At 48.7% G+C, this 13,487-nt stretch carries 13 protein-coding genes; 6 read left to right on the top strand and 7 right to left on the bottom strand.

From position 1 onward, the window contains the following. Positions 1 to 106: 106 nt before the first annotated feature. The 3 genes from ACN4EK_RS16245 to ACN4EK_RS16235 all read right to left on the bottom strand — a co-directional run bounded on the left by ACN4EK_RS16245 (position 107) and on the right by ACN4EK_RS16235 (position 2,541). The gene (locus ACN4EK_RS16245; RefSeq protein ID WP_431659068.1) at positions 107 to 1,324 is read right to left on the bottom strand and encodes an acetate kinase; all 1,218 of its coding nucleotides are present in this window, start codon (positions 1,322 to 1,324) and stop codon (positions 107 to 109) included. A gap of 131 nt (positions 1,325 to 1,455) precedes the next feature. Beyond that, on the bottom strand, positions 1,456 to 1,830 hold the full coding sequence (locus ACN4EK_RS16240) for a cyclic nucleotide-binding domain-containing protein (RefSeq protein WP_431659067.1): 375 nt from the start codon (positions 1,828 to 1,830) through the stop codon (positions 1,456 to 1,458). A 72-nt stretch (positions 1,831 to 1,902) separates the two neighbouring features. Next, a complete protein-coding gene (locus ACN4EK_RS16235; RefSeq protein WP_431659066.1) occupies positions 1,903 to 2,541 on the bottom strand; it encodes a histidine phosphatase family protein in 639 nt (212 codons plus the stop codon). A 356-nt stretch (positions 2,542 to 2,897) separates the two neighbouring features. On the opposite strand from ACN4EK_RS16235, the gene gyrA reads away from it, so the two are divergent. Then, positions 2,898 to 5,492, top strand: a complete 2,595-nt coding sequence (gyrA, locus tag ACN4EK_RS16230) for a DNA gyrase subunit A (protein ID WP_431659065.1) — start codon at positions 2,898 to 2,900, stop codon at positions 5,490 to 5,492. A 91-nt stretch (positions 5,493 to 5,583) separates the two neighbouring features. Here gyrA and ACN4EK_RS16225 read toward each other — a convergent pair whose 3' ends face one another. Continuing rightward, a complete protein-coding gene (locus ACN4EK_RS16225; protein WP_431659064.1) occupies positions 5,584 to 5,736 on the bottom strand; it encodes a hypothetical protein in 153 nt (50 codons plus the stop codon). 417 nt (positions 5,737 to 6,153) lie between these two features. Here ACN4EK_RS16225 and ACN4EK_RS16220 point away from each other — a divergent pair, with 417 nt between their 5' ends. Together ACN4EK_RS16220 and ACN4EK_RS16215 are read left to right on the top strand one after the other, a co-directional pair. Further along, entirely contained in the window at positions 6,154 to 6,441 is a 288-nt protein-coding gene (locus tag ACN4EK_RS16220) for a hypothetical protein (protein WP_431659063.1), read from the top strand. After that, entirely contained in the window at positions 6,441 to 6,833 is a 393-nt protein-coding gene (locus ACN4EK_RS16215; RefSeq protein WP_431659062.1) for a type II toxin-antitoxin system VapC family toxin, read from the top strand. The genes ACN4EK_RS16220 and ACN4EK_RS16215 overlap by 1 nt, the downstream gene beginning before the upstream one ends. 134 nt (positions 6,834 to 6,967) lie before the next feature. Here the strand turns inward: ACN4EK_RS16215 and ACN4EK_RS16210 are convergent, their stop codons facing one another. Then, positions 6,968 to 7,669 (bottom strand): class I SAM-dependent methyltransferase, encoded by a 702-nt coding sequence (locus ACN4EK_RS16210; protein WP_431659061.1) that lies wholly within the window; start codon positions 7,667 to 7,669, stop codon positions 6,968 to 6,970. Positions 7,670 to 7,756: 87 nt separating this feature from the next. Further along, complete coding sequence (locus ACN4EK_RS16205) at positions 7,757 to 8,362, bottom strand: NUDIX domain-containing protein (RefSeq protein WP_431659060.1); 606 nt, start codon at positions 8,360 to 8,362, stop codon at positions 7,757 to 7,759. A gap of 126 nt (positions 8,363 to 8,488) precedes the next feature. Here ACN4EK_RS16205 and malQ point away from each other — a divergent pair, with 126 nt between their 5' ends. Next, positions 8,489 to 10,003: a 4-alpha-glucanotransferase gene (gene malQ / locus ACN4EK_RS16200; protein ID WP_431659059.1), complete on the top strand. Its 1,515-nt coding sequence runs from the start codon at positions 8,489 to 8,491 to the stop codon at positions 10,001 to 10,003. A 46-nt stretch (positions 10,004 to 10,049) separates the two neighbouring features. On the opposite strand, the gene ACN4EK_RS16195 is transcribed toward malQ, so the two are convergent. Next, a complete protein-coding gene (locus ACN4EK_RS16195) occupies positions 10,050 to 10,421 on the bottom strand; it encodes a helix-turn-helix domain-containing protein (protein WP_431659058.1) in 372 nt (123 codons plus the stop codon). A 112-nt stretch (positions 10,422 to 10,533) separates the two neighbouring features. Between ACN4EK_RS16195 and ACN4EK_RS16190 the strand changes: the two genes are divergently transcribed. Beyond that, complete coding sequence (locus ACN4EK_RS16190) at positions 10,534 to 11,325, top strand: DUF6585 family protein (RefSeq protein WP_431659056.1); 792 nt, start codon at positions 10,534 to 10,536, stop codon at positions 11,323 to 11,325. A 317-nt stretch (positions 11,326 to 11,642) separates the two neighbouring features. Further along, positions 11,643 to 13,235, top strand: coding sequence for a B12-binding domain-containing radical SAM protein (locus ACN4EK_RS16185; protein ID WP_431659055.1), 1,593 nt, complete (start codon positions 11,643 to 11,645; stop codon positions 13,233 to 13,235). Positions 13,236 to 13,487 lie beyond the last annotated feature (252 nt).

Below are 13,487 nucleotides of genomic sequence, written 5' to 3'. Positions count from 1 at the left end.
TCTAATTCTGGTTAAGCACACAAAACCTCTCAACAATCTCCAAAAAGTTGAGTTAACCCTCCACACTGAATTGATAGCTTACTTAAATACTGGTAACTCAGTATTATTACTTGATTAATCGCCAGCATTCCTTCGCGATCGCCCAATCTTCCTGCGTCCGAATTACGAATACTCGAATCTGCGAATCAGGGGTCGTAATATCCTGATCAATTCCTTGTTGGGCATTTTTGTCGGGATCAAGTTTCAGTCCTAGAAACCCAAACGCTTCACAGGCAGCCGCTCGAATCAGGGCAGAATTTTCCCCGACTCCGGCGGTAAACACGATCGCATCTAGTCCGCCCAGGACTGCCAGCATGGCACCCATGTAGTAGCGCAACCGATAGATATACATGTCCAAAGCCAGTTGGGCGCGATCGTTGCCCTGTTCCGCCTCTGCCACAATTTGCCGTAGATCATTGGTGATGCCAGAAATGCCTTTCATCCCGGAACCTTTATTTAGTAAGGTATCTAGTGATTCCGGCGTATGCTGTTGGGTACGGAGTAGATGCAGCAGAATGCCCGGATCAACGGAACCGCTGCGGCTCCCCATCATCAAACCTTCCATTGGCGTAAAGCCCATTGTGGTATCAACGCAGGCTCCCTGCCGAATCGCTGCCAGGGAAGCGCCATTGCCAAGATGACAGGTGATTAACTTTAGAGAAGCCAGATCACGATTCAACAGTTCGGCGGCTCGTTCGGCACAGTAGCGATGACTCGTACCATGAAACCCATAGCGCCGAATGCCCTGCTCTAACCAGTCATACGGTCCTGGATAGGTATAAGCAGCGGCGGGTAAAGTGGCATGAAAGGCGGTGTCAAATACGGCCACTTGCGGGATGCTTTGACCAAATACCGCTTCCGTAATCTCAATTCCTTCCAAGTTCGCCGGATTATGCACCGGGGCAAAACACGATAAGCGATCGATCTCGGCTTTAACTTCTGGGGTAATGCAAATACTCTCGCGATAGCGTTCGCCCCCATGCACCACCCGATGCCCGATCGCTTGAATTTGATCGGGTCGCTCAATCACCTGGGTTTCTCCCTGCCAGAGCGTTTGCAGCAGCGTTTCGGTCACCGCTTTTTTGGAGACGATCGGAATCTCTAACCTCTGCTGCACTCCAGTATGGGTTTGTACCTTTGCTTCTGCCATGCCTGCCTGGTGGGTAAAATCCACAGAGCTTTCCCACAGGGGTTCCGGGGGATGTTTTGGTAACGTGCTATCTGGTAACTCGTACAGGCAGGCTTTTTGACTACTGGAGCCAGCATTTAACACTAGAATTTTCATCGGTAACTCAACTTGCTAAAAGCGGTTCAGTCGGGCATGAATCAGTTTGGCAGATTTGCCAGAACTGACCTGTACCTCCAATACTTTCCAGGCATTTCAGCCATTGAGCCACGATCGCCCAATAGTTTTAATTAATCAGAAAAAACTTTCAGCGCCCGTAACCGATCGTAGTAACTGCGTAACACTTCCAGGGCGAAGGTGGGCGTTTCTTGAATCGCAAACAAAAAATGGCGCTGATTCATGGATGCCAGTTTGCAGTTCGTTTTGGCGGTCGCCTTGGTCACCCGTAAGCGATCGGGTTGGATTAACGCGCCGACCCCAAAGATATCGCCAGTTTTCAGAGTTTCGATTAATTGACCATTGATGTACTGCTCAATCTCACCCTCCAAAATCCCGTACATATTCTCTCCCAGTTCTCCCTGGTTGAAAATCACCTCACCAGCCGCAAAGGTTTGAATTTCTGGTGAACTTTGAAAAATTGCCACGACTTCGGCGGGTTGTAGCATCGGTTCTGCTTCCTATAGCGCGATCGAGATGAGTATAGGGCACAGGCTACCCATCGTCGGTAAAAAACTGGATCAGGTTCCTGGCAACAACCGGAGTTCATCGGGTAAATGGGTGCGATCGCCTAAACATTGCAACAAGGGCCCATGCAGATCAAATTTGACCACACTGATCGAGGCGGCTGGCATATCAATGCGATCGCGGTAACGCCCAATATCAATCCCCAACAAGCTACAGAGAATAATCCGGATCGTGGCTTTATGGGAAACGACTAAGACATTGCCAGCAGCATAATTTTGTTGAATTTCGGTGACGACCAACGAGGCACGACTGGCAATCTGCACAGCGGTTTCCCCACCCGTTGGTGGATTCCAGGCAGGCTCCGTTAACCATTGCACATAGTCTTCGCCAAACTGTTGTCTAACCTCCTCGGCGGATTTGCCTTCCCATTCCCCATAACGGATTTCTTTTAAGCCATCCCGCAATTGCATCTCCATACCGATCGCGTCGCATAAGGGTTTGGCTGTGGCGATCGTGCGCCGCATGGGACTGACATAAATCGCTGCCCAGGGTAACTCCTGATAAGCGGTAGCGAAGGCCTGTGCCATCTTTTCACCATTGGGGGTGAGTTCCACATCGAGTTCGCCACAGTAGCCGCCCGTTTGGCTAAAAATCGTTTCGGCATGGCGGAGAAAGTAGAGTTGTAGGCTCATAGGTGGCTAGCGAAATCCAATATTCTCAACCCTGTCATTCTTACGTGAGATTCTGGAAAATTCCAGGGGCGATCGCATGGTGCAAATGTTCTAATTCACGCCCGATCAACAGTCTCAATATGAGTCTCAAATCTACCTTTTCTAGCGGATTCTCTCTAGTAGCCAGAAAAGCCTCTACGCAGGGGTTTTGGAGCTTGGTTGTTCGGTTGAATTGCCGTCCTAAATTGGCGATTTGTGATACAATTTATCGGTAATTGAACACCGTTTTGGCGACGGATGAGGGAGTTAGATAGCCGCATTGATTTGAGTTGGCTGTCGAGCTTCCGTATACTCGTGTTTTCGGAGTTTTTCCCTATATGACATTTTCCCAGGAGCCGCCCCAGGATCGGATCATTCCTACGGATTTGCGGAACGAGATGCAGCGGTCATACCTGGAATACGCCATGAGCGTCATTGTAGGTCGGGCACTGCCAGATGCTAGAGATGGGCTGAAGCCAGTTCACCGCCGGATCCTGTATGCCATGCATGAATTGGGCTTAACTCCCGATCGCCCGTTTCGGAAATGCGCCCGGGTGGTGGGGGAAGTGTTGGGTAAATATCATCCCCACGGAGACACCGCCGTTTACGATGCCCTGGTGCGGATGGCGCAGGACTTCTCAATGCGATCGCCGTTGATTGATGGGCATGGCAACTTTGGGTCAGTGGATAATGATCCACCAGCGGCGATGCGATATACAGAATGTCGCCTGCGCCCCCTCACCACCGATTCCATGCTGCGAGATATTGAATCGGAAACGGTCGATTTCATTGATAACTTTGATGGTTCCCAACAGGAGCCGATCGTCCTCCCGGCGCGGGTGCCCCAGTTATTGCTGAATGGCTCGTCAGGGATTGCAGTGGGGATGGCGACCAATATTCCGCCCCATAACTTAGGGGAATTGATCGATGGCTTGGTGGCACTAATCCACAATCCCGAGATCACCGATCTGGAATTGATGAAACTAATTCCCGGCCCCGACTTCCCTACCGGAGCGCAAATCTTAGGCAGCACTGGCATTCGGGAAGCCTACACCACCGGACGCGGATCGATCATCATGCGCGGTGTGGCAACGATCGAAACGATCGAGCACCGGGGTCGCCCCGATCGGGATGCGATCGTTGTGACGGAGTTGCCGTACCAAACCAATAAGGCGGCGTTGATTGAAAAAATCGCCGAAATGGTGAATGAAAAACGCCTGGAAGGCATCTCAGATATTCGGGATGAGAGCGATCGCGATGGGATGCGAATCGTGATTGAACTGAAGCGCGATGCCTATCCCCGCGTGGTGCTGAACAACCTGTATAAGCAAACGCCCCTACAAGCCAACTTTGGGGCAAACATGCTGGCATTGGTGAACAGCGAACCCCAACTATTGACGCTGAAGCAATTCCTCAACGTCTTTTTAGACTTCCGCGTGGAGTCGATTACCCGCCGTACCCGGTATCAATTGCGGAAAGCGGAGGAGCGAGATCACCTGTTGCAAGGGTTGCTAATTGCCCTGGCGAACCTGGATGCCATTATTCACTTGATCCGTCATGCGGCGGATGCGCCCACGGCTCGGCAAGAGTTGATCGCAACCTACGGCTTATCGGATGTGCAGGCAGATGCGATTCTGCAAATGCAATTACGCCGCTTAACTGCCTTAGAAGCTGAAAAGATCCATCAAGAACACCAGGATTTACAGACGCAGATTGCCGATTTGCAAGATATTTTGGCGCGACGGGAACGGATTCTCAGCATCATTGAGGAAGAAGCGACAAATCTGAAATCCGCTCATGCCACGCCTCGCCGGACGGTGATTGAACAGTCCGAAGATGAACTGGGGGATGTGGATCTGATTGCCAATGAACGGGCGCTGATCCTGCTAACCGAGCAGGGCTACATTAAACGGATGCCGGTGAATACCTTTGAAGCCCAGAGTCGGGCAACGAAAGGCAAAGCCGGTGCGCGGATGAAGGACGATGATGCGGTTGAACATTTCCTCACCTGTTGCGACCATGATAGTGTGCTGTTCTTCAGTAATCGCGGGGTGGTCTACTGTCTGAAGGCATACCAGATTCCCACCAGTTCCCGCACTGCCCGGGGCACCCCGATCGTTCAACTACTGCCGATTCCCCACGACGAAAAGATCACTTCGATCATTCCTGTGACCGAGTTTACTCAGGATGAGTATCTGGTGATGTTGACCTACAAGGGATACATCAAAAAGACGGCACTGGCAGCCTTCAGCAATATTCGCACGAATGGCTTGATTGCCATCTCCCTGGAGGAGGGCGATCAACTGCGCTGGGTACGACGGGCACGCCCCGAGGACAGTATCATTATTGGTTCCAGTCAAGGTAAATCGATTCACTTCCGGGCGAACCATGAGCAACTCCGACCGCTAGGACGAGCCACCCGTGGGGTGCGTGCCATGTCTCTGCGTAAGGGCGATAGTCTGGTGGGCATGGATATTCTGCCCGGTCAAATTGTGGCAGATTTAGCTACCGAGTTAGAGGCTGAGGTGACGGAAGACGAAGCCACCGTGGCGGATGAAATCTCGACTAGCACCTCCTTAGGACCCTGGATTCTGGTTGTCACCACGGGAGGCTATGGCAAGCGGGTTCCCGTCTCGCAATTCCGCTTACAAAATCGGGCGGGGATGGGGATTGTGGCAACGAAATTCCGCAAACCCAATGATCGCCTCGCGGCACTACGAATTGTCCATGAAGGGGCAGAGTTAATGATGATTACTAATCGCGGCATTATCATTCGCCAGTCGGCAGATGCGATCGCCTCTCAGTCTCGTCCGGCGACTGGAGTCCGGGTGCAACGCTTGGATGAAGATGATGCGATCGCGGCAGTGGCATTAGTGCCAACGGCAGGCGAAGAGGCGGCTGTGTTGGAAGAAAATAGCATCAGCGAAGAGTAACTTCCAAAAGTCAAAAAAAGGTCAGCGTTCTAGTCTGTTCAGGCTAACAACGCTGACCTTTTTAGTTAAATACCAAGTTCCAACGGAATACTTAAAAACTTGCCATCAAAATCACAATTGAAAACAGGCAGAACAATCCTAACGCCATTGCCATAATGGTGGGATAGGGAGCATGGTTAATCTGCTCTAAATACTGATTTACTCTGGCATCTTTCTCTTCCGGGTGCCAAATCATCGGTTTCATAATTTTCACCTCTCTAGCGTTGATGGCAGCCGAGCTTCAACTACGCTACGCGATCGCTCAGAACCTAATTGCTGATTCTGACTAAACCCTATTTCCTGTCGTTGAAAATGGCTGTATTCGCAGTTTAAAAAGCTATTTGAGAAAAGCTCCTAATATTGAGGCAATCGTTACGCTTATTTTCAAAAATCTATGTTTTTGGTTTATGTGTTGTCGATCGACAAACCTCTGTTACCTGATGTAACGAGTAAACGCGGCGGTTGCGACTGAGACATAGGTAGAGGCTGGATAAGTAGCTAATCAGAGATGTAGTACATTATAGTGTGTCAACTTCTGCCAGCTTCCTGGCTAAAGGTTCTATCTCGTACTACATAGATGTATGAGGCTATACTTGTAGTCTAGCTATACCGTAATAGTCTTATGAGCCAAACCCTGACTCTAGAACTCAGTGATCCAGTGTTTACTGCTATCCGACAACAAGCGGAAAATATGGGTATTTCGCCGGAGCGTCTCGCTACAGAATTGCTAGAGCAGAAATTTTTTCAAGCTGTGGGATTGTTAACAGGGGAAGCAGAGAAAAAAATCGCTCGGTCAAATTTCGAGCGTCATTTTGGAACTCTTGAACCTGATTGTTTCGTAGATGTTGATAACGAGAGTATTGATACAGATTTAGCACTAGAGTACGCCGAGCGACATGAGGATGGTTAATGATCCTCGATACTTCTGGTCTATTGAGCTTGCACTACAAAACTGAACCGTTTCACACCCAAGCTCTCGCAGCTTATCAGAAAGCCACGACACGTATAACTCATAGCTATATTGTTGCGGAGTATGTTGCATTAGCTAACGCAAGACGCTTTCCTCGCTTACCTGTCCTTGCTTTTATTGTCGATTTATTAAACAACCCAGACATAGAAACAGTTTGGGTTGATGAGGCTTTACATCGATCGGCAATTGATTTATTGCTAGAAAGACAGGATAAAACTTATTCACTGTGCGATGCAGTCAGTTTTGTCTTGATGAGTCAACGAGGGATTGTTGATGCATTGTCTACTGATCGACATTTTGAACAAGAAGGTTTTATTCGACTATTGCGATGAGAAGCCTAACACTAAGTGGCAGCGAATGGATGAAAGATATCTGTGAGATCGAAGGTTATCTAGCGCCGCTGCACTTTACCGTTAGCCGCCGATTTGACGATCGTCGTGGAGCGCACCGAGCCACAATAGACCGCTTACTGGCGAGAGGCGATCACCGCATAAAACGGATCACCTCCGGCTAATCCCATCATTTGCAACCAGCCAGGAATTTGAGCCGGACGGGCAATTACTTCCAGTTCACTAAAGCCGGGAACTGCGCGAAAATAGTGCTGCACCAGTTCCACGCGGCTGGCTTCCGAGCCATCCCGCCAGATCTGAATTGCTTTCTGATAGAACATGCGATTCGAGAAACTGACGATCGCGATGCCTCCCGGCTTCAACACCCGATGGATTTCGTGAAAGATCGCTTCTGGGTACTGCAAATATTGCACCGAAACGGTATTTAACACCGCATCAAAGGATTGATCGGCTAACGGCAACTTCGGCTCACGGTTTAGATCTTGAACAAAGGAGTGATTTAAGCGGGGATTGCGAGCTAATTCCTCTTGATTTAACCCATGTCCCTCCACATGGGCAAAGCTGACCTCATCTGGTAAATGGGACACCCAGCTACTCATTAAATCGAGAATGCGGGTGTTGGGTTGCAAGCGTTCCCGATATAAATCCGTGAGTTGCTGAATAAAGCCGTCATCCACATGGGTGACGAACCGAGGCATGTCGTAGAACTGCGTATCATCAGACGCATCAAGCTTGGTTCGCTGAGTGGGCTGTAACACAATCTTTCCTGAGCTAAAGACTACTGGGATGTCGGGATCACCTCTAAGAGCGATCGACATCTATTGCTTCTATGAAGTTATGTTAACAAAGTTTTCTCACTTAGTTACAGCCCATTTAGCCCCCTTTTCTGGGATGCCCATCGGGCTTTAATCCCCCAATTCTGGGGGACTTTGAGCGTTTGTTCCCCCCAGAATTGGGGGGCTAGGGGGGCAGAATGTAGAAGCTTGAGGTCGCGAAGAGACTTTTAATGTAGCGGAGTCTGCAAGTCGAGGTCGCATACCGTAATGCCGATAGCGCCAGTAATCACGCAGGATGCGATCGTGGTCAAAACACAAATTTGCCGGAATTTGCCAGGGTTCAAACACCCCTAAATGTTTAGCATCATCTCCGGCATTCGGTTCGCCAGTTGCAGTTGCCAGAAACACGACACTGAGCGTATGTTGGCGCGGGTCACGGTTGGGATCGGAGTAGACATAAAACTGTTCGATCAACTCCACCTGTAGCCCCGTTTCTTCTTGAGCTTCCCGTTGCGCCGCTGTTTCTACAGATTCGCCATAATCCACAAACCCACCGGGTAGTGCCCAACCGTAAGGTGGATTCAGGCGTTCAATCAGGACGATCGGGCGATGCGGGCAATCGATCAACTCAATAATGATGTCAACGGTTGGGGTAGGGTTGCGATAGGTTGTCACAGTCAAATACCACAGGAATAAGTCACATCCAACTGTATCGAGTTGGGGCGATTTCAACACAGTTTCTTGTTAAACAATCTCATTTCTGACTAATGACCCATGACCACTTCTCCCTTGAGGATGCTCTGGAATCAGAAAGCAACATGATACAGTCAAGGCATTTGTTTTCTCTCTTCAAGGTTGTTTATGCCCACTCCCAGAGCTAGCGGTATTCTGTTACACCCGACTTCGCTGCCCGGTCGGTTTGGCATTGGTGAACTCGGTTTAGAAGCGGTGCAATTTATTGATTTTCTGGCTGCCAGTGGGCAACAGTATTGGCAAGTGTTACCGCTAGGGCCGACTGGGTTTGGTAATTCGCCTTATATGTCGTACTCGGCGATCGCGGGTAATCCGTTACTGATTAGCCTGGAGTTACTGCGGGATGAAGGCTGGCTGAGCGACGATGATTTGAACAGTCTGCCGCAGTTTTCGGGAGAACGGGTGGAGTACGATCGGGTAGCCGAAGCCAAGATGCCGTTGCTGCAAAAAGCCTGCGAAAACTTTAAAGCTCATTCTTCTCCGATTCAGAAAACCAAATTTGCTGGATTTTGTGAAAGCAAGGGCTATTGGTTAGACGACTACGCCATGTTTATGGCATTGAAACAGGCGCATGATGGGGCGAGTTGGTTCCAGTGGGAACCAGAATTAGTCACCCGTGATGCCGAAGCCTTAGACAAATGGGGTAGACGACTAAACACGGAAATTGTGTTTCATAAGTTTCTGCAATTTGCCTTTTTCCAGCAATGGTCAGAACTGAAAGCCTATGCCAATCAGCGGGGCATTGACATCATTGGCGATATTCCGATTTATGTGGCACATGACAGTGCCGATGTCTGGGCAAACCCGGAGACGTTTTGTTTGGATGAGGAAACCTTTTTGCCGTCGCTGATGGCGGGAGTGCCACCGGATTATTTCAGTGAAACGGGGCAACTGTGGGGCAATCCGGTTTACAACTGGGAGTATTTAGAGAAAACCGATTTTGCCTGGTGGATTCAACGGTTTGAAGCCATGCTGGATTATGTGGATATTATTCGTATTGACCACTTCCGGGGATTCGAGTCCTACTGGGCAGTGGAGCAGGGTGAAGAAACGGCGATGAACGGGGAATGGGTGGAAGCCCCTGGCAAAGAGTTTTTTGAGGTATTGCGGGAAAAACTGGGTAAATTACCGATTCTGGCAGAAGATTTGGGCGTGATTACTCCCGAAGTTGAAGCCTTACGGGATTACTTCGAGTTTCCGGGGATGAAAATTCTGCAATTCGCCTTTGGCTCTGATCCCGGCAATCCGTTTTTACCCTATAACTTTCCCCGTCGCTGCGTAGTCTACACTGGCACCCATGACAATGACACAACTGTAGGCTGGTTTTATTCCCGCGAAGACTGGGAACGGGACGCGATTCTCCGCTATTTAGGTCATGTCAGCCCCGATGGTATTCACTGGGATTTAATCCGCATCGCCCTCAGTTCCGTTGCCAATATTGCGATTATTCCGATGCAGGATTTATTTGGCTCCGACTCTGGTGCCCGGATGAATTTTCCCGGCAAGGCGGAAGGCAACTGGGAATGGCGCTACCACGGTTGGGATTTGACCGATCACATCCGCGATCGCCTGAAAACCCTCACCACCACCTTCGGGCGTGCGGCTGAATCTAAAGACGACTAGATGGCAAATTGGGTGCAGTGGTCAGCGATCGCTGTACCCATTAATTTCACTGTGTTATGGGAAAGAAAGCATTAGGGGAAATGTGAAAGAAATTAGCAAGTTCTTGAATATGCTCAACCGTTAAATTTCGACGACCGTTCAGAACTTCAGAGACGATCGATTCGGTTTTAAAGATAGGAACGAGATCTTTTTGCCGTAACTCAAATTCAACTAATAACGCCTTTAGCAGTTCTACACCATGAATATCAGGAATCTTCACCTGCTTATGCTCATATTCATAGACTAATGTTCCTAAAACATTCAAATAATCCTGTTCATCCGCTGATAGCTGAGGACGATCGATCAGCCGATCGATTACTTGTTGAATGGCTTGGAGTTCCTCAGTCGAATGAATTGGTTTGGGAAATAGGGGTTGCACAAGTCAAAATTTAATGGATAACCACTGTTTTACCAGAAAACGGCATAAACTTGCTTTTGCCCTTTGATAGCTAGACATTCCTGCCTATTGTCTCGTTGCACTCAGAGGGTTTATGGATATTCAGCAAGTGGCTCAAGCCAATCGATTTGGGGCATTGATCGATCGCCATCCAGCCCAATCTGGTCTGTATGTAATCGGTACGATCGTCAGCTTAATTTTAGGTGGCATTCTGATGCTGTTTTGTAGTGTCGGTATGCCGTTAGGGAACGGTTGGACACTGAACGGTGGTATATATGCACTGGCGTTATCCCTATTTTTTCTGATTGCCGCTTGCTATTTCAGTGTGATGGCGATCGCTGCTCTAGGCATTAATTTATACCTGTTTCAACATGGCTTAATTTATTGCAGTTTCGGTAAACGTCGCATAATTCCCTATGACGAAATTACGGTGATCTGGCAGGGGCAAGTACCGTCAGAACAACATGAAGAAAATCCTACATCTGAAGAACGCTACGTGATTGAAACGGCGGACGGCGATCGCTTAATTCTGGGACAAATGTTTGCCAATCTTCAGCAAATTGGAGATTATCTACAGCAGGAATTTGTCCATCGCCAGTTGCCACAAGTCCTCAATGCCTATCGCTGGGGACGATCGATTCACTTTGGATTATTCTCTATCAGCCGCACGGGTTTAACTACAACCAGCGGAATTTTAGCCTGGACAGATTTAAAGGCTGTGACCTTGCAAAACGGGATGTTTTCCTTTATGGGTAATACCGGACGATCGCTGGAATGGCTGAATGTCAGTATCGCCAATATCCCGAATGTGGGTTTATTTTTAGCATTAGTTCAGCATATCTTGCAGAGTCGAGAAGGGGCAGGAATGGTCGTTTCTGACACTTAATAGAACAGATGAATTCCTCAGTTCTAGACGTGATCTCATCCCTGTGAATTACGGTTTAGCTAACACAGTGTTGTATACTCACCACAATGGTTTTTTAACGCATAGAGGAACCAAACCTACTGGTGTTGTCTATCCAATAGGTCAGCAGATTTCATTTGGAATGCAGGCATCGTTCATTGTTCGTATATCCCCTTTGATCGGTTTGACGGCAAGTGGATGAACTTGGCTTTTGAACTTGTGGCTGAGTGCGGCACGATCGCCCGTTGATCGATCAACCGATAGTTGGTTTGAATCATCACTCGCCACGGGAGTTACTTATGAAAGCCTTACTGCTTTGGCCCGTTATGCCCAATTCTTTCTGGTCGTATCAAGAGACGCTAGATTTAGCCGGACTGCGATCGACCAATCCGCCCCTTGGGTTGATTACAGTCGCCGCTCTCTTGCCAACCGATTGGGAAATCCGCTTTGTCGATCGTAATGTTCGCTTTGAAACCGATGATGATTGGCAATGGTGTGATCTGGTGATCATTTCCGCCATGATCATTCAGAAAAAAGATTTTCGGGAGCTAATCCATCAAGCGTTATCACTCGGTAAAAAAGTCGCTGTGGGTGGTCCCTATCCCACGTCTTACCCAGAAGTGGCGTTAGAAGCAGGTGCCCATTATCTAATTTTGGATGAAGGCGAATGTACCATTCCCATGTTTGTTGAAGCACTGGCAAATGGCGAAGAACAAGGTATTTATCGATCGGCAGAAAAACCCGATGTCACCCAAACGCCGATTCCCCGCTTCGATTTGTTGGATTTAGATGCCTATTTAGCCATTACCTTGCAATTTTCTCGCGGCTGTCCGTTCCAATGTGAATTCTGCGACATTATTAATCTTTATGGTCGGAAACCCCGCACCAAAACGCCAGAACAAATGTTGCAAGAGTTTGAAGCGCTTTACAACATGGGGTGGCAACGCTACGTTTTTGTCGTGGATGATAATTTCATTGGCAACAAGCGCAATGCCAAACTATTGTTGCAAGCATTAATTCCCTGGATGGAACAGCACAAATATCCGTTCAAGCTGATTACCGAAGCTTCGCTGAATTTGGCAGAGGATGATGAGTTGATTGAACTGATGGTCAAAGCTGGATTCATTCTAGTCTTTATGGGGATTGAAACTCCTGATGTGGATAGCTTAGTTGGCATTAACAAGCTCCAAAATACGCGGCAATCTCTGATTGATTCCTGCCATAAAATTACCCGCGCCGGATTGCAAATTATGTCCGGTTTTATCATGGGCTTTGATCACGAAAAACCGGGGGCAGGTCAACGAATTAAAGAATTCATTCAAGATACGGGCATTCCCCAGGGACAATTTAGCCTGCTGCAAGCGTTACAAAATACCGCAATGTGGACGCGCTTGAAGAATGAAGGTCGCTTACGGGATGGACTAGCCACTTTCCATCAGGGCGCAATTATGAACTTTATTCCTACCCGCCCAGTGGAGGAAATTACCCGCGAATACATTGAAGCCTTTTGGGAAATTTATGAGCCGGAACCCTTCCTCAAGCGTACTTTCCGCCATTTCATGATGATGAATGGTTGGCGCGGCAACACCGATCGCCCCATTACGGCATCCGAATGGCAACTGTTCCGGCATTTACTCTGGCGGCAAGGCGTTGTGCGATCGGTGCGGTTCCGCTTCTGGTGGCAATTCGCCGCGATCGCCCTCTTCAAACCTCGTCTACTAGCCGAATATTTGGCAATGTTGGGAATTGGCGAACACTTCTTTAACTATCGCTATGAAGTTCGGGCACAGTTGGAGCATCAATTAGAACTGCTGAAACTGGAGCAGGAGAATGCTGCCCGGATGGAAGCGGCTAGAGAAGATGCGGAGTCCGATGTCGATCTGGTGGCTTAGGCTCACAAACTAAATAACCTGAGCAACTGCAACCTTTTACCTGTACGGGCGCGGCATTCGGCAGAGATTTCTGGGACAATGGCAAGGGCTTTTTACCAAATGCCACGCCCCTACGCAAGGAATTACAGCTTATTAAATCTGCGATCCTTAGGCTTACGAATTAGTTCTAATGGGGAATGAACCCGTAGGGGCGAAGTATTTGGAGATCAATCTACGCCGAAATGATGCAGATGATCGATCGCATACCTTGCC

Origin of the sequence: Pantanalinema rosaneae CENA516 (genome assembly GCF_050753385.1) — a bacterium.
Classification (GTDB): Bacteria; Cyanobacteriota; Cyanobacteriia; order Leptolyngbyales; family Leptolyngbyaceae; genus Pantanalinema; species Pantanalinema rosaneae.
This window is presented reverse-complemented; position numbering and strand designations above follow the sequence as displayed.